The sequence below is a fragment of the Amycolatopsis sp. NPDC004368 genome, from assembly GCF_053602515.1.
This window is the reverse complement of record NZ_JBSGDT010000004.1, coordinates 216,911-237,515: the sequence shown is the minus strand read 5'-3', so window position 1 is coordinate 237,515 and position 20,605 is coordinate 216,911. Positions and strand designations below refer to the sequence as shown.

Annotated in this window: 20 protein-coding genes; 5 read left to right on the top strand and 15 right to left on the bottom strand. The window is 71.4% G+C overall.

The window, feature by feature from the left end; all coding sequences use genetic code 11:
* Positions 1–20: 20 nt before the first annotated feature.
* On the bottom strand, positions 21–1,520 hold the full coding sequence (locus ACWEOE_RS09465) for an AMP-binding protein (protein WP_452006264.1): 1,500 nt from the start codon (positions 1,518–1,520) through the stop codon (positions 21–23).
* A gap of 41 nt (positions 1,521–1,561) precedes the next feature.
* Positions 1,562–2,281 carry a DUF4241 domain-containing protein gene (locus ACWEOE_RS09460; RefSeq protein ID WP_452006261.1) on the bottom strand — a complete coding sequence of 240 codons (720 nt, stop codon included), beginning with the start codon at positions 2,279–2,281 and terminating at the stop codon, positions 1,562–1,564.
* Between the two features lie 492 nt (positions 2,282–2,773).
* On the opposite strand from ACWEOE_RS09460, the gene ACWEOE_RS09455 reads away from it, so the two are divergent.
* From ACWEOE_RS09455 to ACWEOE_RS09445, 3 genes are all read left to right on the top strand, one after another.
* Positions 2,774–3,478, top strand: a complete 705-nt coding sequence (locus ACWEOE_RS09455; RefSeq protein ID WP_452006258.1) for a sigma-70 family RNA polymerase sigma factor — start codon at positions 2,774–2,776, stop codon at positions 3,476–3,478.
* Positions 3,479–3,590: 112 nt separating this feature from the next.
* The gene (locus ACWEOE_RS09450) at positions 3,591–4,670 is read left to right on the top strand and encodes a DUF5667 domain-containing protein (RefSeq protein ID WP_452006256.1); all 1,080 of its coding nucleotides are present in this window, start codon (positions 3,591–3,593) and stop codon (positions 4,668–4,670) included.
* A 111-nt stretch (positions 4,671–4,781) separates the two neighbouring features.
* Positions 4,782–5,690, top strand: coding sequence for an HAD family hydrolase (locus tag ACWEOE_RS09445; RefSeq protein ID WP_452006508.1), 909 nt, complete (start codon positions 4,782–4,784; stop codon positions 5,688–5,690).
* 6 nt (positions 5,691–5,696) lie between these two features.
* On the opposite strand, the gene ACWEOE_RS09440 is transcribed toward ACWEOE_RS09445, so the two are convergent.
* The 12 genes from ACWEOE_RS09440 to ACWEOE_RS09385 all read right to left on the bottom strand — a co-directional run bounded on the left by ACWEOE_RS09440 (position 5,697) and on the right by ACWEOE_RS09385 (position 17,950).
* On the bottom strand, positions 5,697–6,701 hold the full coding sequence (locus tag ACWEOE_RS09440; protein WP_452006253.1) for a lysophospholipid acyltransferase family protein: 1,005 nt from the start codon (positions 6,699–6,701) through the stop codon (positions 5,697–5,699).
* A complete protein-coding gene (locus tag ACWEOE_RS09435; RefSeq protein ID WP_452006250.1) occupies positions 6,698–7,744 on the bottom strand; it encodes an NAD-dependent epimerase/dehydratase family protein in 1,047 nt (348 codons plus the stop codon). Before ACWEOE_RS09435 ends, ACWEOE_RS09440 begins: the two co-directional genes overlap by 4 nt.
* Positions 7,745–8,006: 262 nt before the next feature.
* On the bottom strand, positions 8,007–8,108 hold the full coding sequence (locus ACWEOE_RS09430; RefSeq protein ID WP_007030867.1) for a 30S ribosomal protein bS22: 102 nt from the start codon (positions 8,106–8,108) through the stop codon (positions 8,007–8,009).
* A 144-nt stretch (positions 8,109–8,252) separates the two neighbouring features.
* The gene (locus tag ACWEOE_RS09425; protein WP_101436173.1) at positions 8,253–8,468 is read right to left on the bottom strand and encodes a helix-turn-helix domain-containing protein; all 216 of its coding nucleotides are present in this window, start codon (positions 8,466–8,468) and stop codon (positions 8,253–8,255) included.
* Between the two features lie 186 nt (positions 8,469–8,654).
* Complete coding sequence (gene proC, locus ACWEOE_RS09420; protein WP_452006248.1) at positions 8,655–9,467, bottom strand: pyrroline-5-carboxylate reductase; 813 nt, start codon at positions 9,465–9,467, stop codon at positions 8,655–8,657.
* A gap of 24 nt (positions 9,468–9,491) precedes the next feature.
* Positions 9,492–10,322: a thioesterase family protein gene (locus ACWEOE_RS09415; protein WP_452006246.1), complete on the bottom strand. Its 831-nt coding sequence runs from the start codon at positions 10,320–10,322 to the stop codon at positions 9,492–9,494.
* A gap of 157 nt (positions 10,323–10,479) precedes the next feature.
* Positions 10,480–11,295: a sugar phosphate isomerase/epimerase family protein gene (locus ACWEOE_RS09410; RefSeq protein ID WP_452006243.1), complete on the bottom strand. Its 816-nt coding sequence runs from the start codon at positions 11,293–11,295 to the stop codon at positions 10,480–10,482.
* Between the two features lie 647 nt (positions 11,296–11,942).
* The gene (locus tag ACWEOE_RS09405; RefSeq protein WP_452006241.1) at positions 11,943–13,649 is read right to left on the bottom strand and encodes a hypothetical protein; all 1,707 of its coding nucleotides are present in this window, start codon (positions 13,647–13,649) and stop codon (positions 11,943–11,945) included.
* Between the two features lie 151 nt (positions 13,650–13,800).
* Positions 13,801–14,784, bottom strand: a complete 984-nt coding sequence (locus ACWEOE_RS09400) for a Ppx/GppA phosphatase family protein (protein ID WP_452006239.1) — start codon at positions 14,782–14,784, stop codon at positions 13,801–13,803.
* A 195-nt stretch (positions 14,785–14,979) separates the two neighbouring features.
* A complete protein-coding gene (locus ACWEOE_RS09395) occupies positions 14,980–15,669 on the bottom strand; it encodes a response regulator transcription factor (protein WP_098511814.1) in 690 nt (229 codons plus the stop codon).
* Positions 15,666–16,919: a sensor histidine kinase gene (locus ACWEOE_RS09390; RefSeq protein WP_452006236.1), complete on the bottom strand. Its 1,254-nt coding sequence runs from the start codon at positions 16,917–16,919 to the stop codon at positions 15,666–15,668. Before ACWEOE_RS09390 ends, ACWEOE_RS09395 begins: the two co-directional genes overlap by 4 nt.
* Positions 16,920–17,056: 137 nt before the next feature.
* Positions 17,057–17,950 (bottom strand): aldo/keto reductase, encoded by an 894-nt coding sequence (locus tag ACWEOE_RS09385; RefSeq protein ID WP_452006234.1) that lies wholly within the window; start codon positions 17,948–17,950, stop codon positions 17,057–17,059.
* Between the two features lie 86 nt (positions 17,951–18,036).
* On the opposite strand from ACWEOE_RS09385, the gene ACWEOE_RS09380 reads away from it, so the two are divergent.
* The gene (locus ACWEOE_RS09380) at positions 18,037–18,684 is read left to right on the top strand and encodes a DNA-binding response regulator (protein ID WP_452006231.1); all 648 of its coding nucleotides are present in this window, start codon (positions 18,037–18,039) and stop codon (positions 18,682–18,684) included.
* Positions 18,681–19,580 (top strand): hypothetical protein, encoded by a 900-nt coding sequence (locus tag ACWEOE_RS09375; protein ID WP_452006228.1) that lies wholly within the window; start codon positions 18,681–18,683, stop codon positions 19,578–19,580. Before ACWEOE_RS09380 ends, ACWEOE_RS09375 begins: the two co-directional genes overlap by 4 nt.
* Positions 19,581–19,649: 69 nt before the next feature.
* Here the strand turns inward: ACWEOE_RS09375 and ACWEOE_RS09370 are convergent, their stop codons facing one another.
* The gene (locus ACWEOE_RS09370; RefSeq protein ID WP_452006226.1) at positions 19,650–20,399 is read right to left on the bottom strand and encodes a phosphoglyceromutase; all 750 of its coding nucleotides are present in this window, start codon (positions 20,397–20,399) and stop codon (positions 19,650–19,652) included.
* Positions 20,400–20,605: the final 206 nt, after the last annotated feature.

Below are 20,605 nucleotides of genomic sequence, written 5' to 3'. Positions count from 1 at the left end.
CCCGCCGCAGCCCCAGAGCCTCAGCGCAGCTTGAGCCGCCGAAGCTTCCCGGTCGCCGAATGCGGCAACGTGGAGACGAACTCCACGAGGTGCGGCACCTTGTACCCGGCCAGGTTCGCCGCGCACTGGTCGCTCACCTGCTGCTCCGACAGCGCCGCCCCCTCGGCCGGCACGACCACCGCCTTCACGGCCTCGCCGCTGCGCTCGTCGACCACACCGACCACGGCGACCTCGGCCACGCCCGGCAGCTGCGCGATCACGTCCTCCACCTCGTGCGGGAAGACGTTGAAGCCGTTGACGATGATCAGGTCGTTGGCGCGGTCGACCAGGTGCAGGTCGCCGTCGAGGTCGAGGTAGCCGACGTCGCCGGTGCGGAACCAGCCCTCGGCGTCGGGGCCGTGGTCGCCGTCGGGCCAGTAGCCGGAGAACAGGTTGGCGCCGCGGATCGACACCAGGCCGGTGTCGCCGCCGGACTCGAAGACGTCGGCGACGTCGTCCGGGTCGAGCGGCACGCCCTCCTCGGTGCCGTCGCTGTCCACCAGCCGCAGCTCGACGCCGGGCAGCGGACGCCCGACCGAACCGGGCTTCGGGTAGCCCGTGACCAGCGTGGACGTGACCACGGGCGCGCATTCGGTGAGGCCGTAGCCCTCGTAGACGTCGTGGCCGGTGGCCTCGCGGATCGCCGCCAGCACGCGCGGGTGCAGCGGTGCGGCGCCCGAGGTCATCATGCGCACGGTCGCCAGGCCGCGCGCCAGCTCCTCGGCGCCGAGCGCGGCGAACTCGGTGTACATCGTGGGCACGCCGACGATCGACGTCACGCGGTGCTCCGCGCAGTCCTCCAGCGTCCGCGCCGGCTCGAAGCGCTCCGACAGGACCAGCGTGGCGCCCACGGACGTGGCCTGCAGCAGGCCTGGCCCGAGGCCGTAGACGTGGAACAGCGGGATCGACACGAGCACGCGGTCCTCGTGCACCAGCACGCCCTCGACGTGGCTGAGCTGCTCGAGGTTCGCCAGCAGCGCGCGGTGCGACAGCAGCACGCCGCGCGGGGGACCGGAGGTGCCGGAGGTGTAGGAGATCACCGCGATGTCCTCACCCCCGCGGCCGAGGTCCACGGGGTCTCCGGGGTCTCCGGGGTCTCCGGGGTCTCCGCCGCGCGGCGAGAGGGCGGTGCAGCCGTCGGGAAGCTCGTCGTCCCCGCGTTGGATCACGTACCCGGCTTCGCAGTGCCCGATCAGGTGCTCCAGCTCCGGGGCGGGCGCCTGCGGCGACAGCGGCACGGCGACCGCGCCGGCGCGCAGCACGCCGTAGAGGGCGACCGCGAAGTCGGCCGACGTCGGCAAGCGCAGCACGACCCGCTCACCGGGTCCGACGCCGGCGTCGACCAGGTGCCGGGCCTGCGCGTGGGCCGCCGCGTCGAGCTCACGCCAGGTGAACGTGGCGCCCGTGCCGGTCTCGGTGACGGCCGGATCGTCGGCCCACCTGGCCGCGGCGTCGGTGAGCAGCTGAGCGACACCCTTCACGCGGGCCCCCTTCCTGCTGTAACCCTTCGCATCCGGCCAGCCTACGAGGTCACCGGGCTCGGGTCCTGATCCTGGGCGAAGTCGGCCGAAACGTCCTCGGGGTAGGTCAGCACGAAGAAGTCGGTGACGAAGCACGCGACCTCGCCGCCGGCCGTGCGGCCGACCCAGGTCGGGTACGAGCCGTCGCCGTCGCCGGTGGGGAACGCCACCACGACGGGCCGGCCCTCGCCGTCGGTGTAGGTCGCGGCGTAGCGCCCCTCCATCCGGCTGGCGATGAGCAGGTCCAGGAGCTGGTCGACGAAGTCCTCGGTGTAGTTCTCGGCGAAGGCCGCGTCGAGGAAGCTGCCGGTCGCACCGTCGACCGGGTAGCCGAAGTAGGAGTCGTCGGACTCCAGCTCGGCCAGGTCCTGCTCCTCGCTCACCGCCATCTCCCACGAGACGACCGGCTCGTCCCGGATCACCAGTTTCGCCGCCGCCACCGTGTCCAGCCCGCTCTGCTCACCCGGCTCTCCGAACTCGGCGACCGCCAGCACCACCGGGTACACCCCGGGCGCCACGGTCTGCGCGAACGCATCGCGGTTCTCCGGCAGGAACGGCTCCACCGCGACGACCCGCCCGGTCGGCAGCCACAGGGACGCCTCCTGCCACAACCGCACCGTCACGACGTCCTTTGTTTCGGTGTTGTTGGCCTCGCGGGGCGACTTGCGTTGGGCGTGCACCCCGAAGCTGGATCGTGTCGACGGCTGCTGAGCCGTTGTCAAGGCGGGAAAGCATGCCTTGACAACGGCTCGGCGGCCGCAAGGAGGCTTCGGATCGGGGTGCCGGAGAAGGCCTGGGTTCATACGGACCTACGTTGGTACGGCCCGCAGCGTTGGTGAGGTGGTGGTCGCTCACCCTGGGACGGGGTGGTGTCTCGCGTAGGGATGCCGGCCTCGGATCTCGGCGCATCTCCCCCGCATCATCTCCCGCGAAACCTGCCCGCTGCCCTTTCGTCACCCACTCACCCGTAACGGTGACACCGCGACACCGTCTCCCCTCCAGCACCGCGGAGCCACTACCTACTTCGCGGTAACTACACGTATGCTGCACTGCGTCGCCGGGTGGCGTTGATCACTGCCGGGCGACACGAGAGAGGGAGCCACCGTGACGAACGTGCTGGTCCACGCGGCCGTGGGACACGCAGCGCGGCGCACTCCTGCTCAGGTCGGGAACAGCCGCTCGCCCGGCCGTCAGAGCGCGGGAGGTGCCAGCCGGTGACCCTGCCGACCGCCGCGAACCGCGGCCCCGTCGTGATGTTCGCCGAACGCGCGTTCGGCCGGCCCGCCTCGGTCCCGCTGACTCGCGCGACCGAGGCGGCGCCCCCGGCCGATCCCGCCGAAGCCGCGAAGGCCGAGGCGTGGGAGCTCGTGCGCGCGGCGCAGGAAGGCGACTCGTCGGCGTTCGGGAAGCTGTACGACCGGTACGTCGACGTCGTCTACCGCTACGCGCTGTTCCGCCTCGGCGACCGCCAGCTGGCCGAGGACGTCACCAGCGAGACGTTCCTGCGCGCGCTGCGCCGGATCACGTCCGTGAGCTACCAGGGGCGCGACGTCGGCGCCTGGTTCGTCACGATCGCCCGCAACCTGATCCTCGACCACGTGAAGTCGAGCCGCTTCCGGCTCGAGGTCGTGACCGACGAGGTCAGCGAGCCGCGCGCGGCGCCGGTTTCGGCGGTCGGCCCCGCCACGCAGGCCGGGCCTGAGCAGCAGGCCATCGCGGGCGCCACCCGCGCGGAGCTGCTGCGGTGCGTCGCCGAGCTGGGCGAGGACCAGCGCGAGTGCATCGTGCTGCGGTTCCTGCAGGGGTTGTCCGTCGCGGAGACGGCCCAGATCATGCGGCGCAACGAAGGCGCGATCAAGGCGCTGCAGCACCGCGCGGTACGCCGGTTGGCCCAGCTGCTGCCGACCGGGTTGCGCTGACTTTTTTCACGTCCTGGCGCGAGCCGTAACTTCTTCGTCTTCTTAATCGTTTCCCCACCGGACCGGCGGTCAGGGCCGGTCTCGAAGAGGTTTGCGGAGACGGAGCAGCACCGTGGGCGTGCCCAGGTGGTTTTCACGGGATCGAGCCGAGAGCGAGCGGTTCGATCACGCGCTCGACCCGTCGCCGGTCCGGCGCGACGACGAGTTCGCCGACGAGCTGGCCGTGGTCGCCGCCCTGCGTTCGCTGGGCGAGGCGGGCGCGCCGGACGTGGAGACGCGCGAGCGCATCCGGGCGGAGATCGCGGGGCGGCTCGGCGAACCCGTCGCCCGTCGGCGGTGGAAGCCGCGGATGGCCGATCTCGTGGCGGCGGGCATCGCGCTCGTGCTGGGCCTGACGGGGCTGACGCTGCTGCTTTCCCGCAACGCCATGCCCGGCGACCCGCTGTACCACGTGAAGCGCGCCGGCGAGGAGACGTCGCTGGGGCTGACGTTCGGCGACGAGGCCAAGGCGCACAAGCACCTGGAGTTCGCGGCGAACCGCGTGGCCGAGCTGGCGCTGATGACGGACGCTTCGCCGGCAGCCTACCGCACGGCGCTCGGCGACTTCGCCCACGACGTCCGCGCGGGCGTCACGGCGCTCACCGCGCTGGCGACCGGCGGCAGCGGCCGGACGCAGCTCGCGGACCTCGACTCGTGGACGAAGGAGCAGACGCGCCTGCTGGCGGCCGAGCAGCCGCGGATCCCGACTGCCGCGCGGGCAGAGCTGACAGACGCGCGGGAGCTGCTCACGCGCGTGCAGGCGCGCACGACGGCGCTGGTGTCGCGACTGAACTGCTACGAGATCACCACGGGTAGCTCCGACGAGCTCGGCCTCATCCCGGCGCGCGGCGCGTGCACGCAGCAGCCCGCGCGCCCGGGCAGTGCCCCGCCGGCTAGCCCTTCCCCCACTCCGACGCCCACCCCCACCGAAAGCGGGGTCCCGCCGACGACCGGGACGTCGTCGCCGCCGGACCTGGCCGGCTCGAGCACGCCGGCCCCGGCGTCCGGCGGCAGCGCGACCGAGCCGCCGCCGGTGTTCGAGCCACCGATCACCTCGCCGACCTCGCCGCGGCTGCCGACGACCAGCCCGCCGCCGCCGTTGATCTCGATCCCACCACTGCTGCCGGGGCTGCCGCCGATCGTCATCGGGTGATCACCGGCGTCTCTTCCGAGGCCGTCGCCACACCTCCAACGGGTGAGTCGCGTGGTCGCTACGCTGTGCGTCAGGACCCGGCCGTTCCCGGCCGCCGGGACGTGCCCGAACGTGGAGGCGGTGTGCGTGTCAGCTTGGCGTGGCAAGGATAAGAGTCAGGAGCTCGAACGGCTCGCCACGATCGCGGGCGAGGCGTCGGCCGAGGCCGCCACCATCACCGCGAACGCCCAGCCGGCCGTGCCCCCGGCCCCGCCGGACCTGACCGCGGCCGCCTTCTTCGACGTGGACAACACGATGATGATGGGCGCGTCGATCTTCTACTTCGCCCGCGGCCTCGCGGCGCGCAAGTTCTTCACGTCCGCCGACCTCGCCGGTTTCGTTTGGCAGCAGGTGAAATTCCGTCTCGGCGGGCGCGAGAACAAGGAAGACATCAAGTCCCACCGCGAGCGTGCACTGTCCTTTGTGGCCGGACGTACCGTCGAGGAACTCACCAGCATCAGCGAAGAGATCTACGACGAGCTCATGGCCGACAAGATCTGGTCCGGCACCCGCGCCCTGGCCCAGATGCACCTCGACGCGGGCCAGCGCGTGTGGCTCGTCACCGCCACACCCATCGAGCTCGCCGCCATCATCTCCCGGCGGCTCGGCCTCACCGGCGCCCTGGGCACCGTCGCCGAAACCAAGGACGGCGTCTACACCGGGCGCTTGATGGGCGACCTGCTGCACGGCCGCGCGAAGGCCCACGCCGTGCGCGCGCTGGCCTCACGCGAAGGTCTGAACCTCAAGCGCTGCACCGCGTACTCGGATTCGCAGAACGACGTTCCCATGCTGTCCGCCGTCGGCACCGCCGTGGCCGTCAACCCGGACTCCGCCCTGCGCGACGTGGCCCGCGCCCGCGGCTGGGAGATCCGCGACTTCCGCACGGGCCGCAAAGCGGCGAAGATCGGCGTGCCCTCAGTGCTGGGCGCCGGAGCGTTGGCGGGTGCGGTGGCGGCGGGGCTGGCCTACCGCCGCCGCTGACGGGACCTAACCCCGGAAAATGCTCTTCCGCTGAGCCAGCCGCCGGTACAACGACTGCTGAATCGACTCGCGCACCTGGTCGGTGAGGGTGAACACCAGCATCGGGTCGTCGACGGCGTCCGCGGTGTACTCGTCGGTGCGGATGGGAGCGCCGAACTCGATGGTCCACTTCGTGGGCAGCGGCACGGCACCCAGCGCACCCAGCAGCGGGAAGAACGGGGTGACCGGGAAGTACGGCAGGCCCAGCACGCGCGCGAGCACGCGGATGTCGCCGAGCTTCGGGTAGGTCTCCTCCGCGCCGACGACCGAGACGGGGATGATCGGCACGCCCGCGCGCATCGCGGCGGAGACGAAGCCGCCGCGGCCGAAGCGCTGGAGCTTGTAGCGGGCGGAGAACGGTTTGCCGATGCCCTTGAAGCCCTCGGGCCACACGCCCACGAGCTCGCCGCCGGTCAGCAGGCGTTCGGCGTCGGCGTTGCAGGCCAGGGTCTGGCCCGACTTGCGGGCGAACGAGCCCACCAGCGGCAGCTTGAACACCAGGTCCGCGCCGAGGCCGCGCAGGTGGCGCCCGCCCGTCTCGTCGTGGACGGCGACGGCGGTCATCAGCGCGTCGAGCGGCAAGGTGCCCGAGTGGTTGGACACGAGCAGCGCGCCGCCGGTCGCCGGGAGGTTCTCGACGCCGAAGGTGTCGACGCGGAACCACTTCTCGTACAGCGCGCGCAGGGGCGGGAGCACGAGGGTCTCGGTGAGCTCGGCGTCGAAGCCGAACTCGTCGACGGTGTAGTCGCCCGTGAGGCGGTGGCGCAGGAACGTCAGCGCCGAGAGCACATCCTTCGGCAACGGCTCCGCCTCCGAAGGCACGGCCGGGGCGGCCGGGAAGGCCACCACCGGTGCTTCGGGCGCGACCGGAGCGGCCGGTGCCGCGGCCGGCGAAACCCGCCCGTGCAGCGGGATGACCTGCGCCTCGGCTGTGTTCACGGTCTTCGCCTCGCTTCCGATCGTGGGGCTCATCGGCCGGCCTGCCCGGTCGCGGCGGCGACGAGCACCTTGCCGGCCAGCGAGGCCAGCCGGGCGCCGTCGAAGACCGGGCGCAGGCCGCGGCCCGCGATGTAGTCGTCGAACGCCTCTCGGGTGGTGAAGCGAGGCTGGTAGCCGAACTCGTTCTTGAGCTTCGTGATGTCCACGACCCGGCCGAAGTTCAGCAGCCGGACCCGCTCGGCCGAGAAGTCGACCACGCGCGCGCCCCGCAGCACCCTGCCCACCGACGGCACCACGGCGCCCGGCATCGGCAGCCCCACGCGCCCCGCGCGGCGGATCGCCTGCGAAAGCCCGAGCACCCCCTCCGACGCGACGTTGAACACCCCCGGTCTCTCCTGCGCCACGGCCTGCTCCAGCACGCCCAGGGCGTCGGCCACGTGCAGCAGCTGCAGGCGCGCGTCGTAGCCGAAGACGGTGGGCACGACCGGCAGCGCGAAGTAGCGCGAGAGCACCGTGTCGACGTCGGGGCCGATGATGTCGGCGAAGCGCGCGAGCGTGACGGTGATGTCGGGTCGGCGGCGGGCCAGGCCACGCACGTAACCCTCCACCTCCACCGCGTCCTTCGCGTACCCGCTCGACGACGCCGGGATCAGCTCCGAGTCCTCCGTGAACACGGCCTGCGAGCGCGCCCCCGCGCCGTACACGGCCGCGGTGGACTTGACCACGAGCTTGCGCACCTTCGGCGACCGCTGGCACGCCGCCAGCAGCCGCATGGTGCCGATCACGTTCAGTTCCTTGACGGCCGCGCGCCGGCCCGGGCCGGCCGGGTGGGTCAGGCACGCCGCGTGCACCACCGTGTCGACGTCGGCGCTGCTGATGACCTTGGCGATCAGCGGGTTGCGGATGTCGGCGCGCACGAACTCCGCGCGGCCCATGTTGTGCAGCACGTCCTTCGCGGGCGGCGCGGTGTCGACGCCGATCACGCGCTCCACGGCCGCGCTGGTGCCGAGGCGGGCGAGCAGCTTCCCGCCCAGGTCCCCGGCGACCCCGGTGACGAGCACGATGTTCGACGGCATGGGACTCCCTGGGCAGTCTTGGCGTGAGGGGGTGAGCGGTCACCCGGAGTGCAAGAGCCGGCATTCGTCGAGCGCACCGCGCCGGCGCCCCACCGATGCTACCGGCGTCGGGCGGCCTTCTGACCAGGTCTTACGTCCAATTAACAGACTGGCCAGGGAATTGCGGCGCACGCCTCACTCGATCGGGGGAGATAACCCACGACATGGACGTGGCCCGTCCAGAGACTGGACGGGCCACGGTCGGTTCAGGCTTCGAGCCGGATCACTTACCGGCCTTGCGACGCTGCACTCGCGTGCGGCGAAGCAGCTTGCGGTGCTTCTTCTTGGACATGCGCTTGCGGCGCTTCTTGATCACGGAACCCATGGGCGCTCCTCAGTTGTCGTCGGTCACGCTGCCCGGCGCAGCGTCCAACGGGTGGAGCGCACAGGCACGAGCGAAGTACCAGGTTACCCGCGTGCCGACGCGGGCCGGTCGGCGGGCATGGGTGAGCACATGCCCGGCGACCTATCAGCCCACGTCGAAGTAGGCACCCTGCAGGTACTCGTGCACGGCCTTTTCGGGAACCCGGAACGACTTCCCCACTCTCACAGCGGGGAGCTCACCCGAGTGCACCAACCGGTACACGGTCATCTTCGAGACCCGCATCAGCGTCGCCACCTCGGCGACCGTGAGAAACTGGACCTGCCCCACCGAGGGCAAATCCTCCTTCTTGTTCGGCGACATGATTACCGCGTCCTTCGACACGTGTCGCGCCACGAGGCTTCCCCACCTGTGGTATCGACACGCACGTGCTCTACCAGAGGGTAGCGGGACTGGTGGGACTCGTGCGACGCCTGTCACGCGGATGGGCCCCTACCAGCGGGTTTTCGCCGCGCGGATGACCCGCTCTGGTCTGGTTTGCCGGTTTTGTCAGTCCTCGTGGGCGCGGCCGAGCTCCAGCGAACGGTCGCGCGCGGCCTCGATCGCGTCGAGCAGAGCCGCCCGGACGCCGTGCTTCTCGAGCTCGCGGATGGCGTTGATCGTGGTGCCGGCGGGTGACGTGACGGCCTCGCGCAGCAGCACGGGGTGGTCGGTGCCCTCGGCGAGCATCTTCGCGGCGCCCACGGCCGACTGGATGATCAGCTGCCCCGCGAGCGCCCGCGGCAGGCCGAGCAGGATGCCGGCGTCGATCATGGCCTCGACCAGGTAGAAGAAGTAGGCCGGTCCCGACCCTGAGAGGGCCGTGACGGCGTCCTGCTGCGATTCGGGCACTTCCACCACCTGGCCGACGTGCGAGAGCAACTCGTGGACCGTGGCGAGGTGTTCGGCGGTGGCGTGGCGACCGGCCGACATCGCGCTCATGGCCTCGCCGACCAGCATCGGCGTGTTCGGCATCACGCGGACCACGGGCACGCCCTCGGCCAGGCGGCGCTCGTACAGCGCCGTCGGCAGCCCCGCGCACAGCGACACGACCAGCGAAGCCGGCCCGAGCAGCGGCGCCAGCTCGACCAGCACCGGGTCGATGTCCTGCGGCTTCACGGCGACCACGAGCACGTCGGCTCGCTTGGCGGCGTCGGCGACCGTGGCCGCGCGCAGGCCCGGGTAGCGCTCCTCGAGCTCGCGGACGCGGCCCTCGTAGCGCTCGGTGAAGAGCAGGTCGCCCGGCGCGTGGCCCCCGTGCAGGAGCCCCGAAAGGAGGGCTTCGCCGATCTTCCCCGCGCCCAGCACCGCAATCACACTCATGCCGACCAGCGTGCCAAACGGCCGTCAGGCTCCCGGTGCCGGGGCGAGCGCCAGCTGCCGCGCCTGCGCGACGAGGCGGCCCTGGGAGTCGATCACGGTCGCGTCCGAGTCGAACCAGGCCTCGTGCACCGAACGCGATTCGACCATGATGCGCAGCCAGCCGGGGGCCGGGCGGGTGCGCAGGAACGCCGTGAGCTGCACCGTGGGCGCCCACCCGACGCGGCCGAGGTTGGCCACCACCGGCGGGTTGAGGTCACCCGCGAGGAGTGCGAAGTAGACGTCGCCCACGCCGTCTCTCGGCCGCGCCCACAACTTCAGCCGCGGCGGATCGCCGGTGCGCCCGGCGAGGTAGCCCGCCGTGGCCGGGTCCACCCGCACTTCGCAGCTCATCGAGAGGTTGAACACACCTTCGGACGTCTCGGCGCCCAGTGGCACCGCCCCCGAAGGTGGTTCGGCCGGCAGCTGCGGCACGTCGCTCCACTCCGGCCGGCGCATCGGCAGCCGCCCGGTCGTCACGCGCGCCTCCACGCAGCTTCGTCCCCGCTGCTCCAGCCGCACCGCCACCACCGACGCGCGGCGGCCGACCTTGCGCACGTCGGTGCGCAGCAGCACCGGCCCCAGCGCCGGGGCGTGCAGGAACTCCGCGCTGACCACGAGGGGCTCGGCGGTGGGTTCGCCCCGTTCGGCGAGCACGGCCGTGGCGGCCTTCGCGAGCAGGGCCAGGAGGAACCCGCCGTGGGGGTGGTTCGCGATCGCCCATTCCGTTCTCAGCGTGGCCGTGAAGGTCCCGTCCCCGAGGGAACGGACCGCGGTGGCCGCGTCGAACGCCGTCTCCGTGTGTTCGGCCCGGCTCACGAACGGCCGGCCACGGTGGTGCGTGTGGCGAAGAAAGTCAACGATCGCAACGAGTTCACGGTCGGCACTTTACGGGCCGATGAGCCGGAAGAGGGTGTCGGCGGGCCCGGGACCGCCCGGACAGCCGATCATGCTAACGGGCAGGTCACTGTCCGGGTCACTGTCCCAGGTGCAACCGGGCGAACAGCAGCGCCTCCGCCAGCGCCCTCGCCCGCTCGGCGGTGGTGATGGCGTGGCGCGTGTTCACCTCCAGCACGACCTGGCCTTCGAAGTCGTCGGCGACGAGCTTTTCGAGCAGCTCCGCGCACGGCTGGTTGCCGTGGCCGGGGATGAGGTGCTCGTCCTTCGGGATGCCGGTGCCGTCGGCGAGGTGGACGTGGCTGAGGCCCTCGCCCATGCGGTCGGCCAGCTGCAACGCGTCCATGCGGGCGGCGGCGCTGTGGGAGAGGTCGAGCGTGTAGTGGCGGAAGCCGACGTCGGTGGGGTCGATCGAGGGGCGGAAGGCGGAGACTCGCGAGTTCTTCGAGCCGCCCGGGGGGCGGACCTTGAACATGTTTTCGACAGCGATTTCGACGCCGGAGGTGCCTTCGAGTTCTTCGACCAGGTCGGCGAAGGCGTCACCGTAACGGCGTTGCCAGCGGAACGGGGGGTGGACGACGACGGTCCTGGCGTTCAAGTCCTGGGCTGCTTGGACGGACTTGCGGAGTCGGATTTCGGGGTCCGGGGACCAGATGCGCTGGGTGATCAGGAGGGAGGGGGAGTGGATGGAGAGGATGGGGATGTTCGTTCGCTTGGACCAGCGTTCGATCGCGGCGACGTCTTGGGAGATGGGGTCGGCCCAGACCATGACTTCCACGCCGTCGTAACCGAGTTCGGCGGCCAGTTCGAAGGCGGCTCCGGCGCGGAGGGGCCAGACGGATGCGGTGCTCAAGCCCACGGGGATGGGGTTTTGAGGCGATGTCACGGGGGACATCCTGCCTTGTGGTGGTCAGGGGGGTGTGGTTGCAGGGCGGGGTGGGTTGAGTGGGGCGGTCCTCGCAGGGCGGCGGGGGGTTGAGTGAGGCGGTCCTCGCAGGGCGGCTTCGGGTGGGTCGGTGGTGTTGGCCTCGCGGGGCGACTTGCGGTTTGTTTCGGTGTTGTTGACCTCGCGGGGCGACTTGCGTTGGGCGTGCACCCCGAAGCTGGATCGTGTCGACGGCCGCTGAGCCGTTGTCAAGGCGGGAAAGCATGCCTTGACAACGGCTCGGCGGCCGCAAGAAGGCTTCGGATCGGGGTGCCGGAGAAGGCCTGGGTTCATACGGACCTACGTTGGTACGGCCCGTAGCGTTGGTCAGTTGGTAGTCCCCCACCTTGGGACGGGGTGGTGTCTCGCCTCGGGACGGGGTGGTGTCTCGCCTCGGGACGGGGTGGTGTCTCGCCTCGGGACGGGGTGGCGTCTCGCCTCGGGACGGGGTGGCGTCTCGCGTTGGGACGGGGTGGTCCCTCGCCTTGGGGAGGGGTGTTCCTCGACTTGTGTGCGTGGTGTGTCTCCGGCGGGAAACGGACCAGAGTCCGGTAATGGCCCGGAAATGCAAGAACTCCCGGTCTCCGAGGCGAGACCGGGAGTTCCCGAGTGAGCCGCTAGCGTCCGACCAGCAGTAGTGCTGCGGGGGAAACGGTGACCACCAGGCCGACCAGGATGGCCAGCAGGGTGGTCTGGAGATCTTCCGCGCGGCGGATCTTGCGGACGATCCACACCAGCGCCACGATCACCAAGAGGGCGCCGATCAGGGCGGCCGGGGCGAGGTTGACCCAGAGCCAGTTGAAGCCGAGCCACACTGCGGCGCCGCCGACGACGCCTAGGGCCAGTTGGCCCGCGAGGGTGAGCCATTGTTTGCCCGGGGAGGCTTCGGGGGCCGGTTCGGCGGCGGGGGCTGCAGCGGCGGGTTCGGGGGTGGGCTCGTCGTCGTAGTCGTCCTCGTAGTCGGCGTGCTGGTCGTAGCCGTAGTCGCGGTCGTCGAAGTCCGGGGAGCCCGGTTGGTCGAACTCGCGCTCGTATTCGGACAGGTCGTCGACCGGGGTGCCGCCGCCGGAGGGGGCGAAGGGCATGGGCGCGGGGTAGCCCGCGGTGGGCGGGCCGGCGTCGAAGTCGGCGGGGGCGGCCATGGTGGGCGGGCCGCCGTCGTAGTCGTCTTCGGGGGCGTAGGGCTCGGCGTAGCCGTCGTCGGCCGCGTAATCCTCGTCGGCGTAGCCGTCGGCGGGGGCGCCCGGCACGACCGGCATCACGCCGATCTCGGTGTCCTCGAGTTGTTCCTGCTGGCGGCGTTTGCGCCACCCCGCGAGGCCCGGGGGCTGAGCGGGAGGGGCGCCCGGCGCACCGGGAGGAGCGGCGGGAGCCCCAGGCGCTTCGGGCTCGACGCCGGCCACGGCGTCGAACTGTTCGGTGTGCGGGTCCTGCTGCGGCGCGGGACGGCGGGCCGGAGCCCGGCGCGGACGCTGCGGCGCCCCCGTCGGGAACGCGCCGCTCGCCATGGGCGGGTCGGGCACGTCGGCGTCGGGGGTGCCGTCGAGGCCGTCGAGGCGTGACGCGAGCGTGCCGCCCGGCGGAGGGCCGGGGCGACGGCGGACGGGCGGCACCTGGCCGCGGGTCTCGTCGCCGGCCGGGGGCACGGGCTGCTGGCGTGTGGGCCGGCCGCGCGGCGGCACCGGCATCTGGCCGCTCTCCTGCGGCGGCGCGGGCGGGCGGACGAACTGGCCGGCCTCGGGCGAAGGCGGCACCGGCATCTGGCCGCTTTCCTGCGGCGGGCGGCCGAAGTTCTCCGGCGGACGCGTGTAGCCCGTCTCCTGCGGTCGCGCGAACTGGCCGGATTCCTGCGGGGGCGCGGGCGGACGCACGAACTGACCCGATTCCTGCGGCGGCGCCGGAGGACGCACGAACCCGGAATCCTGCTGGCCGTTCACCGGCCGCACGGCGCGCGTCGGCGGGCCGACCGGACCACCAGGACCGGCAGCGGGGGGAGCCGGAGGACGCGGCAACGGCCCCGATTCCTGCGGCACCGCCCGCGGTGCGGGGGTGGCAGGCCCGTCCGAACGACGACGCCCACCCGCCGAACGCGAAGGCGGCGGCGGAGTACCCCCGTCGCCGGTCACGCGGTCGATGATCGCCTGCGGAGCGGTGTCGCTCACGCCCGGCGCGGCGCGGCGGCCGGTCTCCGGCGGCTGCTCCGGGGTTTCGTCGTCTTCGGTTGCGCGACGCCTGCGCCGCCGTGAACCCTCGACCTGCTGCCCGTGCTGGGCGAGCAGTTCGGCCACGGTCTTCTGGGGCGGGGCGCCGTTCTCGTCGGTCATACCGTGCTGTCCAAAGCGCGCTCGGGGTTGGCCACGGCACGTGCCGGCGGCCGGACGCAGAAGGCACCGCGCGCGCTGAACACCGTGCTGTGCATGTCCGTCACCTCTTCACCGTGCCTGTTTTCCTTCACGGAAGTCCAGTCCGCTGCTGTCACCGGTCCTCCCCGTTCGCCGAAACGCCGGTGAGGGCGGCCCCAGTTTCGTCCGCACCGTTGGAATGGTCCAGCCGTCGCAGGATGACACCCTCTCGCAGCGCCCACGGGCAAATCTCGAGTTCCGAGAGAGAAAGCGCCCGCATGGCGGCTTGCGCCACCAGCGCACCGGCCACGAGCTGGTGCGACCGGCTCGAACTGACCCCTTCGAGCTGAGCGAGGTCCGCTGCGGGCATCCGCGAGATGAAGGCGATGAGCTGGCGCAACGCGGTGTCGGTGAGCGTACGGCGCACGCGCGGGCCGGCCGCCGAGGGGGCCGCGCCGGCGAGCCTGGCCAGGGAACGGAACGTCTTCGACGTCGCCACCACCCGATCGGGTTCACCCCATCCGGCGACCTTCTTCGCCAGGCCGCGGAGCTGGTCCTCAAGCCACGCGGAGGTCGCCACGACCTCCGAACGCGTGGGCGGGTCGTGGCGGAAGCGGGTGCGCGTGGTGCGCCCGGCTCCCAGCGGCAGCGACTCCGCGAGCACGGGTTCCTCGTCACGGCCCATCGCGACCTCGAGCGAGCCGCCGCCGATGTCGAGCACCAGCAGCTGGCCGGCCGACCAGCCGAACCACCGCCGCACCGCCAGGAACGTGAGCCGGGCCTCGTCGACGCCGGAGAGCACCCGCAGCTCGACGCCGGTCTCCTCCTCGACCCTGGCCAGCACCTTCGCCGAGTTCTTGGCTTCGCGCACGGCCGACGTCGCGAACGCCAGCACGTCTTCGCACCCGAGCCGCACGGCCGAGGCCCGCGCCGCTTCCACGGCCCGAACCAGCTGGTCGGCGCCCGCGCGGCTCAGCTCACCGGTGCGCGTGATCTGCTCGGCGAGGCGCAGCACGGCCTTCTCCGAGTGCATGGGCGTCGGGTGCGCACCACGATGGGCGTCGACCACCAGCAGGTGGACGGTGTTGGATCCGACGTCGAGTACCCCTAGGCGCACGAGGATCCAGCGTACCGGTCCCACAGCCAGGTCTCGAAACTGTAACCAACACCACTCGGTCCGGGCTCGACTCTGCGTGCCCGAACGCCCGCGCAGGGTGAAAAATGAAGCGTTTTCCCAGGAGCGAAACCGGCCGGAGCGGCAAGAAAAAACCCCGCTGCCCCGGCCGTGCTCCGGTTGGTGCTTACCGTCGGCTCACGTCTCGAACTTGTACCCGAGGCCGCGCACCGTCACGAGGTGGCGCGGCGAACCCGGGTCGGGCTCGATCTTCGAGCGCAGGCGCTTCACGTGCACGTCGAGGGTCTTGGTGTCCCCGACGTAGTCGGCGCCCCACACGCGGTCGATCAGCTGCCCGCGGGTGAGCACGCGTCCCACGTTGCGCAGCAGGTACTCCAGCAGGTCGAACTCCTTGAGCGGCAGCGAGACCTCGGCGCCGTCCACGGTCACCACGTGCCGCTCGACGTCCATCCGCACCGGGCCCGCCGAGAGCACCAGCGGGGCCAGCTCGCCGTCGGTGCCCGGCTCGCCGCCGCGCCGCAGCACCGCGCGCACCCGCGCGATGAGCTCGCGGGCGGAGTACGGCTTCGTCACGTAGTCGTCGGCGCCCAGTTCCAGGCCCACGACCTTGTCGATCTCGCTGTCGCGTGCCGTCACCATGATCACCGGCACGGCCGAGCGCTGGCGCAGCTGCTTGCAGACGTCCGTGCCGCTCATGCCCGGGAGCATGAGGTCGAGCAGCACGATGTCGGCACCGTTGCGGTCGAACTCCTCGAGCGCCTGCTGTCCCGTCCCGGCCACCGCGGCCGTGAAGCCCTCCTTGCGAAGCAGGAAGGCGAGCGGGTCGGCGAAGGACTCTTCGTCCTCGACAATGAGAACCCTCGTCACAGGTTTCCTCCATGGTCTGGGCCGGAGAGCTCCTGCCCGGTTGCCACGAGCCGGGGTGTCCGCTCGGGGGTCTTCTCCTGCCGCACCACGGTGGCGGGCTGGGTCTTGCCGCGCGCCCCGTCGCCGCCTGGCTCCGGGGTCACGTGGGCGGGGATCCGCAGGGTGAACGTGGACCCGGTGCCGGGCCGGCTCCAGAGGCCCACGGAACCGCCGTGGTTGGCCGCCACGTGCTTCACGATCGCCAGGCCGAGCCCGGTACCGCCCGTGGCCCGTGAACGGGCCTTGTCGGCGCGGTAGAAGCGTTCGAACACGCGCTGCTGCTCGTCCTCGGCGATGCCGATGCCGCGGTCGGTCACGGCGATCTCGACCATGCCGTCGGCGAGCCGGCGCGAGATCGACACCGGGCTGCCCGGCGACGAGTACGCGACGGCGTTCTCCAGCAGGTTCGACAGGGCCGTGACCAGCAGCGTGCGGTCGCCCTCGATGAGCAGGCCGCTCGCCGTGTCGGTGGTGATGGTGATCTCCGCCGACTCCGCTGACAACGTTGTCCGGCCGAGCGCCTCCCGCACCACGGCGTCGACCTCGACCACGTTGAGGTCGGGCAGCCGCTCGGCGCCCTGCAGGCGCGAGAGGGCGATCAGCTCGGTCACGAGCGTGCCCAGGCGGGTGGACTCGCGCAGGATCTTGCTGCCGAAGCGGCGGACCTCGTCCACGTCGTCGGCAGCGTCGAGCACAGCCTCGGTGAGCAGCGCGATCGCGCCGACGGGGGTCTTGAGCTCGTGGCTGACGTTGGCGACGAAGTCACGCCGCACGGCCTCGAGCCGGATGGCCTCCGAGTGGTCCACGGCCTCGACGACGGTGAACCCGTCGCCGAGCGGCCGCACCTGGCCGAGCACGGCCTCGGGCTGGCGCCGCCCGCGGTTCTCGAGCGGCGAGAGGTCGATCTCCAGCGGCTCATCGGTCTCCACCACCTGTTCGGCGGCGGCGCGGGCCCGCGGGTCGGGCTGGCTCACGCGAACCAGGCCGAGCTCGTAGGCCCGCGGGTTGTGCATCACGAGGTCACCGAACCGGTTGAGCACGATGACGCCGCTGCTCGACGACCGGATCAGCCTTTCGAGGAGCTCGGCGACGGTCGGTCCGGCCGGTCGCTCCGACTCCTTCCGGGCCCGTGCCCGGGCGATGAAATACCCGACGACCGCGCCGACGACAAGAGCGCCGATGGCCGTCAACAGGACAACAGGCGTGGTCACGAAGGAATCGTAAGCATCCCGGTAGCCTTTCGGACCAGTCCTGGAAGCCCTGTCGTGAGGCGCGTGACACCTGTGGGAGACATGTTCGCCCTGGTGTCAGGCCCCGTTCACCCTCCCGAGACCTTCTCGCAGGTTGTTCACGCTCCGTCGAGCTCCGCAAGATCGTCACCCGTCAGGCGCAGCGCCGCGGCGGCGACGTTCTGTGCCAGATGGTCCGGGTTGCCCGTACCCGGAATCGCGAGCACGTGATCACCCTGTGCCAGCGTCCAGGCCAGGCGGATCTGGGCCGGGGTGGCGTCGTGGCGCTCGGCGACGATCGCCACGCGCTCCTCGGCACCGGGTCGGCCTGATTGGTCCGCTTGTCCACTCGCGACGGCGAACCACGGCACGAACGCCACGCCGTGCTCGCCGCAGAGGCGCAGCAGCTCGTCGTCCTCGCGCACGGCGGTGAGCCCGTACTGGTTCTGCACGCACACCACCGGCGCGATCGCCAGCGCCTCCGTGAGGTGTTCGGGCCCGACGTTGGAGATGCCGAGCTCACGGACGAGGCCGGCTTCCCTCAGCTCCGCGAGCGCGCCGAAGTGCTCGGCGATCGAACCCGTGCCGCGGTCCAGCCCCTCGCCGATGCGGAGGTTGACCACGTCGATGTGGTCACGGGCGAGCTGGCGCAGGTTCTCCTCGACCTGGCCACGCAGCTGGTCCGGCCGCACGAAGGGCAGGAACTGGCCCGACGGGTCGCGCCCGGGGCCGACCTTCGTGGTCAGGACCAGGTCGTCGGCGTAGGGCGCGAGGGCGGCGTTGATGATCTCGTTGGAGGAGAAGCGGCTGGTGAAGTAGAACGCGGCCGTGTCGATGTGGTTCACGCCGAGCTCGAGCGCGCGGCGCAGCACAGTGATGGCGCGCTCGCGGTCCGCGCCCGTGCCGCCGGTGTGTGGGACCAGCCGCATGGCGCCGAACCCGAGGCGGTTGACGGTCAGTGAGCCGAGCTGCCACGTGCCGGCGGCCGCGGCTGGAAGAGCTGTGTGGGTCATGGCTTCCAGGGTGGCCAGGCGGTCGCGACAGCGCCCGGATTGGCAGCAAGCTGCCACCCGTTCGCGCCGGGAGGACACTGGGGTCCGTGACCCGAGTCGACGACGTCGTGACCGTGCGCGGCGAACGCGAACTGTTCGACCGCACCGCCCACCTCTTCGGCAGCGCCACGGACATCGCGTGCGCCGCCAACACCCTCTACACCTGGGCCGCTTCGCGCCCGGGCGCCGATCTTCCGCCGGTGCCGCAGCTGCAGGGCCGGCGCATGCGCAAGATCTACCTGCCGAGCGTGCTGCTCAACGCCCAGAGCGCCCAGCACCTGCGTGCCCTGCGTCAGCTCGGCGCGGAAATCCGCATCAGCGAACGCGAGATCAACGAGACGATCATCCTCGACGGCCGCCTCGCGATCCTCGCCGCCGAGGTCACCCCGGACGGGCGCAGCTACACCGTCCTTTCCCGACCCGATCTCGTCAACGGGATCTCGTCGCTGTTCGAAGCGGCGTGGCGCTCGTCCACGGACCTGCTCGCGTTCGAGACGCGCCTTGCCGAGCTGCGCCAGCACACGCCGCGGCTGCTCGATCTGCTGCTGTCGGGCTGCACCGACGAAACCGCGGCGCGCACGATGGGCGTCGGACTGCGGACCTACCGGCGTTATGTGGCGGAGCTGATGGCAGCGTTGGGGGCGACGTCGCGGTTCCAGGCCGGGGCGCGCGCGAAGGAGGCCGGTCTGCTGTGAAGCGTGCCGTTGTGGTCGGGCTGGCCCTGTTGGCCGCCGGGTGCAGCTCCGCCGTGGCCGGAAAGCCCGTGCCGGCCCCGAATCTGGCCTATGTGGACGCGAGGGCCACCGACGACGCCGCGGCCGGGGTCAAGAAGGCGATGGAGACCGTCTTCAGCTTCGACTCCACCGACCAAGCCGCCGTCGCGAAGAACGAGCAGGAGTACTTCACCGGCAACGCCCGCACGCAGTTCGACCAGACCTTCGCGCAGATCAAGACCACCCCGGTGAAGACGCAGACGCACGTGGTCGAGTCCGGCGTCGCTTCCCTCTCACCGGCCGGCGCCCAGGTGCTCGTCGCGCTCAAGCAGCAGAGCCAGGCGCCCACCGGCAAGACCAGCGCCGCGCTCGCGCTGGTGCTGGTCACCGCGGCGCCGGTGGGCGGCCACTGGCAGGTCAGCGATCTCGACCTCAACCCCCGCGGCACACCCGGCCCCACCGCCGGCCCCGCCGAGCCCCGCTCGGCCGCCAACCGCGACTCCGCCCTCGCCGCCGCCCGGCACGCCGGCGCTCTGCTGCTCACCGTCGACGCCCAGAACGCCGAGGCCGTGTTCGACGGCTACGAGAGCGTGGCCGTGGACCCGTTGCTCGCCCAGTTCCGTGCGACCCGCGAGACGACCGTCGCGAGCATGAAAAGCAGTGGTGCCAAGGCTTCCTTCAACCAGCAGTCCGCCGCGGCCCTCACGTCCGTGTCCGCCGACGGCAAGACCGCCAAGGTGCTCCTCGACGCCGTGGTCTCGACCCAGCAGCAGGGCGGCCCGCAGGACCGCACCATCCCCGTCGGCCTCACCCTGGCCCGCCAACCGGACGGCAGCTGGAAGGTTTCGGCCATCGACCCGCTGAACATCTCGTCCTGATCCCGGACCCGCAAACAGGGCCACCACGCGAGTCGCGCGGTGGCCCTGTTTGCGTGGGACGAGCGGGGGTCAGCGCCCCTGGTTCGCCACCGCGGCGGCGGCTTCCTCGGCCGCCTCCGGGTCCAGGTACAGACCGCCCGGCTTGATCGGCTGGAGGTCGTCGGTGAGGTCGTAGCGCAGCGGGATGCCGGTGGGGATGTTCAGCGCCGCGATGTCCGTGTCGGAGATGCCGTCGAGGTGCTTGACCAGCGCCCGCAGCGAGTTGCCGTGGGCGGCCACGAGCACGTTCTTGCCGGCGCGCAGGTCCGGGACGATCTCGGACTCCCAGTACGGCACGAGCCGCTCGACGACGTCCTTGAGGCACTCGGTCAGCGGCGCGGAGTCGCCGAGCACGGCGTAGCGCGCGTCGCCGGCCTGGCTGAACTCGTCGGCCGGGTCGATCGCCGGGGGCGGGGTGTCGTAGGAGCGGCGCCAAAGCATGAACTGCTCCTCGCCGAACTCCTCCAGCGTCTGCTTCTTGTTCTTGCCCTGCAGCGCGCCGTAGTGGCGCTCGTTGAGCCGCCAGTCGCGCTTCACCGGGATCCAGTGGCGGTCGGCGGCGTCGAGGGCGATGTTCGCCGTGCCGATCGCGCGGCGCAGCAGCGACGTGTGCACCACGTCCGGCAGCAGCCCCGCCTCGGCCAGCAGCTGCCCGCCCTGGCGGGCTTCGCGCTCACCGGTCTCCGAAAGCGGCACGTCCACCCATCCGGTGAACAGGTTTTCCGCGTTCCACGTGCTCTGTCCGTGACGCAGCAGCACCAGCGTCCCAAGTTCGGCCATGGCCACAGCCTGCCAGAGCGGACCAGGTTCGCGAGTGGTGAGTCCCCCTTGAACGACGTTCTACTGAGAGTGTGTTACCGCATAGTAACACCTTCACCCGAACAGAAGGCCGTCTGCCAACAAGCCCCGAAACGGGTGCAATGTGCTGCGCACTGTTATCCCACACAGCGAATTTCACACGAATGGAGTAACGAGTAGTCTTGTGA

Excerpts from the sequence above, each read along its gene's own strand:
- ACWEOE_RS09425 (WP_101436173.1), bottom strand. The coding sequence starts at position 8,468 with ATGTCGCCGAACAAGAAGGAGGATTTGCCCTCGGTGGGGCAGGTCCAG.
- ACWEOE_RS09370 (WP_452006226.1), bottom strand. The coding sequence starts at position 20,399 with ATGGCCGAACTTGGGACGCTGGTGCTGCTGCGTCACGGACAGAGCACG.
- proC (WP_452006248.1), bottom strand. The coding sequence starts at position 9,467 with ATGAGTGTGATTGCGGTGCTGGGCGCGGGGAAGATCGGCGAAGCCCTC.
- ACWEOE_RS09410 (WP_452006243.1), bottom strand. The coding sequence starts at position 11,295 with ATGTCCCCCGTGACATCGCCTCAAAACCCCATCCCCGTGGGCTTGAGC.
- ACWEOE_RS09385 (WP_452006234.1), bottom strand. The coding sequence starts at position 17,950 with ATGACCCACACAGCTCTTCCAGCCGCGGCCGCCGGCACGTGGCAGCTC.
- ACWEOE_RS09435 (WP_452006250.1), bottom strand. The coding sequence starts at position 7,744 with ATGCCGTCGAACATCGTGCTCGTCACCGGGGTCGCCGGGGACCTGGGC.
- ACWEOE_RS09440 (WP_452006253.1), bottom strand. The coding sequence starts at position 6,701 with ATGAGCCCCACGATCGGAAGCGAGGCGAAGACCGTGAACACAGCCGAG.
- ACWEOE_RS09430 (WP_007030867.1), bottom strand. The coding sequence starts at position 8,108 with ATGGGTTCCGTGATCAAGAAGCGCCGCAAGCGCATGTCCAAGAAGAAG.
- ACWEOE_RS09405 (WP_452006241.1), bottom strand. The coding sequence starts at position 13,649 with ATGACCGACGAGAACGGCGCCCCGCCCCAGAAGACCGTGGCCGAACTG.